The following is a 5,289-nucleotide window of genomic DNA, read 5'->3' on the forward strand; positions in this document are numbered from 1 at the left end:
TCAGGCCCGTTAATCGGAGCTGTGAGGATACCGACGCGATGCTTTTGAACATATAGCGGGACTGTGGTGCGTAAGCAGGCAGATTTTGTGAATATGTATTCAAGTAGCGGGTGTCAGGCCCGTTAATTTGAGACGTAATGAAAAAGACACCTCAGATGAAGGTGTCTTTGCTTTTTGCCCGGCAACGTCCTACTCTCCCAGGACCCTGCGGTCCAAGTACCATCGGCGCTGGAGGTCTTAACGGTCGTGTTCGGTATGGGAACGCGTGGAACCCCTCCGCCATTATTACCAGACAGTTGCTGCAGGAAGCAATGCACGGCATTGCAAAGCAGACTTGTACAAGGCTTGCGCCTACTGTGCGATGAAATCGTCACAGCCCGCATGTGTGCAGGCAGCGTTGCGAAGCAACGCGTTGCACGCTTGCGCCTTGAAAACTGGATGCGAAACAAAGCGGGTGAAACGATCATCGATATCTGTGAATTTAGGATAAGCCCTCGACCGATTAGTACTCGTCAGCTGCACACGTTGCCGCGCTTCCACCCCGAGCCTATCAACCTGGTGTTCTTCCAGGGGTCTTACGAATTGGGAAATCTCATCTTGAGGCAGGCTTCGCGCTTAGATGCTTTCAGCGCTTATCCCTTCCGCACTTGGCTACCCAGCGATGCTCCTGGCGGAACAACTGGTACACCAGCGGTGCGTCCATCCCGGTCCTCTCGTACTAAGGACAGCCCCTCTCAAATTTCCTACGCCCGCGACAGATAGGGACCGAACTGTCTCACGACGTTCTGAACCCAGCTCGCGTACCGCTTTAATGGGCGAACAGCCCAACCCTTGGGACCTACTTCAGCCCCAGGATGCGATGAGCCGACATCGAGGTGCCAAACCTCCCCGTCGATGTGGACTCTTGGGGGAGATAAGCCTGTTATCCCCAGGGTAGCTTTTATCCGTTGAGCGATGGCCCTTCCATTCGGTACCACCGGATCACTAAGCCCGACTTTCGTCCCTGCTCGACCTGTATGTCTCGCAGTCAAGCTCCCTTATGCCTTTGCACTCTGCGAATGATTTCCAACCATTCTGAGGGAACCTTAGGGCGCCTCCGTTACGCTTTAGGAGGCGACCGCCCCAGTCAAACTGTCCGCCTGACACGGTCCCTTCACCGGATTCACGGTGACAGGTTAGAACTCCGATACGATCAGGGTGGTATCCCAACGGCGCCTCCACAGAAGCTTGCGCTCCTATTTCTTAGGCTCCCACCTATCCTGTACAGACCGTACCAAAGTTCAATATCAAGCTACAGTAAAGCTCCATGGGGTCTTTCCGTCACGTCGCGGGTAACCTGCATCTTCACAGGTACTAAAATTTCACCGGATCTCTCGTTGAGACAGCGCCCAAGTTCGTTACGCCATTCGTGCGGGTCAGAATTTACCTGACAAGGAATTTCGCTACCTTAGGACCGTTATAGTTACGGCCGCCGTTTACTGGGGCTTCAATTCACAGCTTCGCCTTGCGGCTAACCGCTCCTCTTAACCTTCCAGCACCGGGCAGGCGTCAGCCCGTATACTTCGCCTTACGGCTTCGCACAGACCTGTGTTTTTGCTAAACAGTCGCTTGGGCCTCTTCACTGCGGCCCCCTCGTGCTATTCACACTACCGGGGCACCCCTTCTCCCGAAGTTACGGGGTCATTTTGCCGAGTTCCTTAACGAGAGTTCTTCCGCGCGCCTTAGAATTCTCATCTCGCCTACCTGTGTCGGTTTGCGGTACGGGCACCTTCTCCTGGCTAGAGGCTTTTCTTGGCAGCGTGGGTGCAAGACCTTCGGTACTGTGATTTTCCCTCCCCGTCACAGCTTGAGGTTATAGTGTGCGGATTTGCCTGCACACACCTCTCACTGCTTGGACAGACTATTCCATCAGTCTGCGTCTTTGCCCTCCTGCGTCCCCCCATCGCTCATAACGGATTACGGTGGTACAGGAATTTCAACCTGTTGTCCTTCGACTACGCCTTTCGGCCTCGCCTTAGGTCCCGACTTACCCTGGGCGGACGAACCTTCCCCAGGAACCCTTAGGCTTTCGGCGGACAGGATTCTCACCTGTCTTTTCGTTACTCATACCGGCATTCTCACTTCTGTAAAGTCCACCAGTCCTCACGGTCTGACTTCAATCCTTACAGAACGCTCCCCTACCCAAGTACACACCTAAGTGTACATGCCATAGCTTCGGTGGTGTGTTTAGCCCCGTTACATTTTCGGCGCAGAGTCACTCGACCAGTGAGCTATTACGCACTCTTTAAATGGTGGCTGCTTCTAAGCCAACATCCTGGTTGTCTTCGCAACTCCACATCCTTTCCCACTTAACACACACTTAGGGACCTTAGCTGATGATCTGGGCTCTTTCCCTCTTGACGATGGATCTTAGCACTCACCGTCTGACTCCCGAGTATACATACATGGCATTCGGAGTTTGACTGGACTTGGTAACCCTTGGCGGGCCCCGCACCCAATCAGTGCTCTACCTCCATGATGCTCTACCTCGAGGCTAGCCCTAAAGCTATTTCGGGGAGAACCAGCTATCTCCGAGTTCGATTGGAATTTCTCCCCTACCCCCACGTCATCCCAGAGCTTTTCAACGCTCACGAGTTCGGGCCTCCAGTAAGTGTTACCTTACCTTCACCCTGCACAGGGGTAGATCACACGGTTTCGGGTCTACGACCACGTACTTAAGCGCCCTATTCAGACTCGCTTTCGCTTCGGCTCCGCCTTCTCAGCTTAACCTTGCACGTGAACGTAACTCGCCGGTTCATTCTACAAAAGGCACGCCATCACCCCTAGATCGGGCTCTGACTTCTTGTAAGCGCACGGTTTCAGGTTCTTTTTCACTCCGCTCCCGCGGTGCTTTTCACCTTTCCCTCACGGTACTGCTTCACTATCGGTCGCCAGGAAGTATTTAGCCTTGGCAGATGGTCCTGCCGGATTCCCACGGGGTTTCTCGTGTCCCGCGGTACTCGGGATCCGTCTCGGAGAGAGGGCACTTTCGGCTACAGGGTTGTTACCTTCTGTGACGGGCCTTTCCAGACCTCTTCGCCTAATATCCTCTTTTGTAACTCCATGTGAGACGTCCCACAACCCCAAAGAGCAAGCTCTCTGGTTTGGGCTTCTCCGCGTTCGCTCGCCGCTACTGACGGAATCACTTTTGTTTTCTTCTCCTCAGGGTACTTAGATGTTTCAGTTCCCCTGGTGTGCCTCCGCACCACCTATGAATTCAGTGATGGGTAACTATCCATTACGATAGCTGGGTTTCCCCATTCGGAAATCTCCGGATCAAAGCTCACTTACAGCTCCCCGAAGCATATCGCTGTTCGTCGCGTCCTTCGTCGGCTCCTGGCGCCTAGGCATCCACCGTGCGCTCTTATTAGCTTAACCTTTGCTGCGGCATTATGCTGCAACATCAGTTTCACAGATAAGTTCGATGATGTTTCTATCGCGCTTTGTTTCGCTATCCAGTTTTCAAGGAACAAGTTTTGCTTCTCCCGCCAATCGGCAGGAAGAATATCTTATCATGTTTTCGCATAGCTGCTCAAGCCACAAAAGCTGGCAACCAAGGAAGACCATGACTGAAAGAGCATTGCCCTTTCAAAACTGAACTCGAGCGTAATACGGTTTTCGTAATGCCCTTAAAGGGCTCCTTAGAAAGGAGGTGATCCAGCCGCACCTTCCGATACGGCTACCTTGTTACGACTTCACCCCAATCATCTACCCCACCTTCGGCGGCTGGCTCCCTTGCGGGTTACCCCACCGACTTCGGGTGTTGTAAACTCTCGTGGTGTGACGGGCGGTGTGTACAAGACCCGGGAACGTATTCACCGCGGCATGCTGATCCGCGATTACTAGCAATTCCGACTTCATGCAGGCGAGTTGCAGCCTGCAATCCGAACTGAGACCGGCTTTGGTAGGATTGGCTCCGCCTCGCGGCTTCGCGACCCGTTGTACCGGCCATTGTAGTACGTGTGTAGCCCAGGTCATAAGGGGCATGATGATTTGACGTCATCCCCGCCTTCCTCCGGTTTGTCACCGGCAGTCAGCTTAGAGTGCCCACCATTACGTGCTGGCAACTAAGCTCAAGGGTTGCGCTCGTTGCGGGACTTAACCCAACATCTCACGACACGAGCTGACGACAACCATGCACCACCTGTCTCCTCTGTCCCGAAGGCCGCCTCTATCTCTAGAGGATTCAGAGGGATGTCAAGACCTGGTAAGGTTCTTCGCGTTGCTTCGAATTAAACCACATACTCCACTGCTTGTGCGGGTCCCCGTCAATTCCTTTGAGTTTCAGTCTTGCGACCGTACTCCCCAGGCGGAGTGCTTAATGTGTTAACTTCGGCACCGAGGGGTGGACCCCCCCAACACCTAGCACTCATCGTTTACGGCGTGGACTACCAGGGTATCTAATCCTGTTTGCTCCCCACGCTTTCGCGCCTCAGCGTCAGTTACAGTCCAGAGAGCCGCCTTCGCCACTGGTGTTCCTCCACATCTCTACGCATTTCACCGCTACACGTGGAATTCCGCTCTCCTCTTCTGCACTCAAGTTCCCCAGTTTCCAGTGCATCACGGGGTTGAGCCCCGCACTTAGACACCAGACTTAAAGAACCGCCTGCGCGCGCTTTACGCCCAATAATTCCGGACAACGCTTGCCCCCTACGTATTACCGCGGCTGCTGGCACGTAGTTAGCCGGGGCTTTCTTCTCAGGTACCGTCATCGATCATGCAGTTAACATGACCTTATTCTTCCCTGGCAACAGAGCTTTACGACCCGAAAGCCTTCCTCACTCACGCGGCGTTGCTCCATCAGGCTTTCGCCCATTGTGGAAGATTCCCTACTGCTGCCTCCCGTAGGAGTCTGGGCCGTGTCTCAGTCCCAGTGTGGCCGTTCACCCTCTCAGGTCGGCTACGCATCGTCGCCTTGGTGGGCCGTTACCTCACCAACTAGCTAATGCGCCGCAGGCCCATCCGCAAGTGACAGATTGCTCCGTCTTTCCCAACCCTCCCATGCGAGAGGACTGTTTATCCGGTCTTAGCATTCGTTTCCGAATGTTATCCCGATCTTGTGGGCAGGTTGCCTACGTGTTACTCACCCGTCCGCCGCTAAGTATCAGAGAAGCAAGCTTCTCATCAACTCCGCTCGACTTGCATGTATTAGGCACGCCGCCAGCGTTCGTCCTGAGCCAGGATCAAACTCTCCATAATAGAGAGCCATGAAGGCTCAAAATGCTGACTTAAAAAAAGTAAATCGTTGTC

The 5,289-nt window shown here is 54.0% G+C and carries 3 rRNA genes; all 3 read right to left on the minus strand.

Annotated elements, in window-relative coordinates:
• Positions 1 to 176: 176 nt before the first annotated feature.
• Positions 177 to 293 (minus strand): 5S ribosomal RNA (gene rrf, locus SD71_RS09875).
• Between the two features lie 189 nt (positions 294 to 482).
• Positions 483 to 3,417 (minus strand): 23S ribosomal RNA (locus SD71_RS09880).
• A gap of 267 nt (positions 3,418 to 3,684) precedes the next feature.
• Positions 3,685 to 5,238 (minus strand): 16S ribosomal RNA (locus SD71_RS09885).
• The 16S, 23S and 5S rRNA genes sit together here, the layout of an rRNA operon.
• Positions 5,239 to 5,289 lie beyond the last annotated feature (51 nt).

Source organism: Cohnella kolymensis (assembly GCF_000829465.1).
In the GTDB taxonomy this organism is placed as follows: Bacteria; Bacillota; Bacilli; order Paenibacillales; family Paenibacillaceae; genus Cohnella; species Cohnella kolymensis.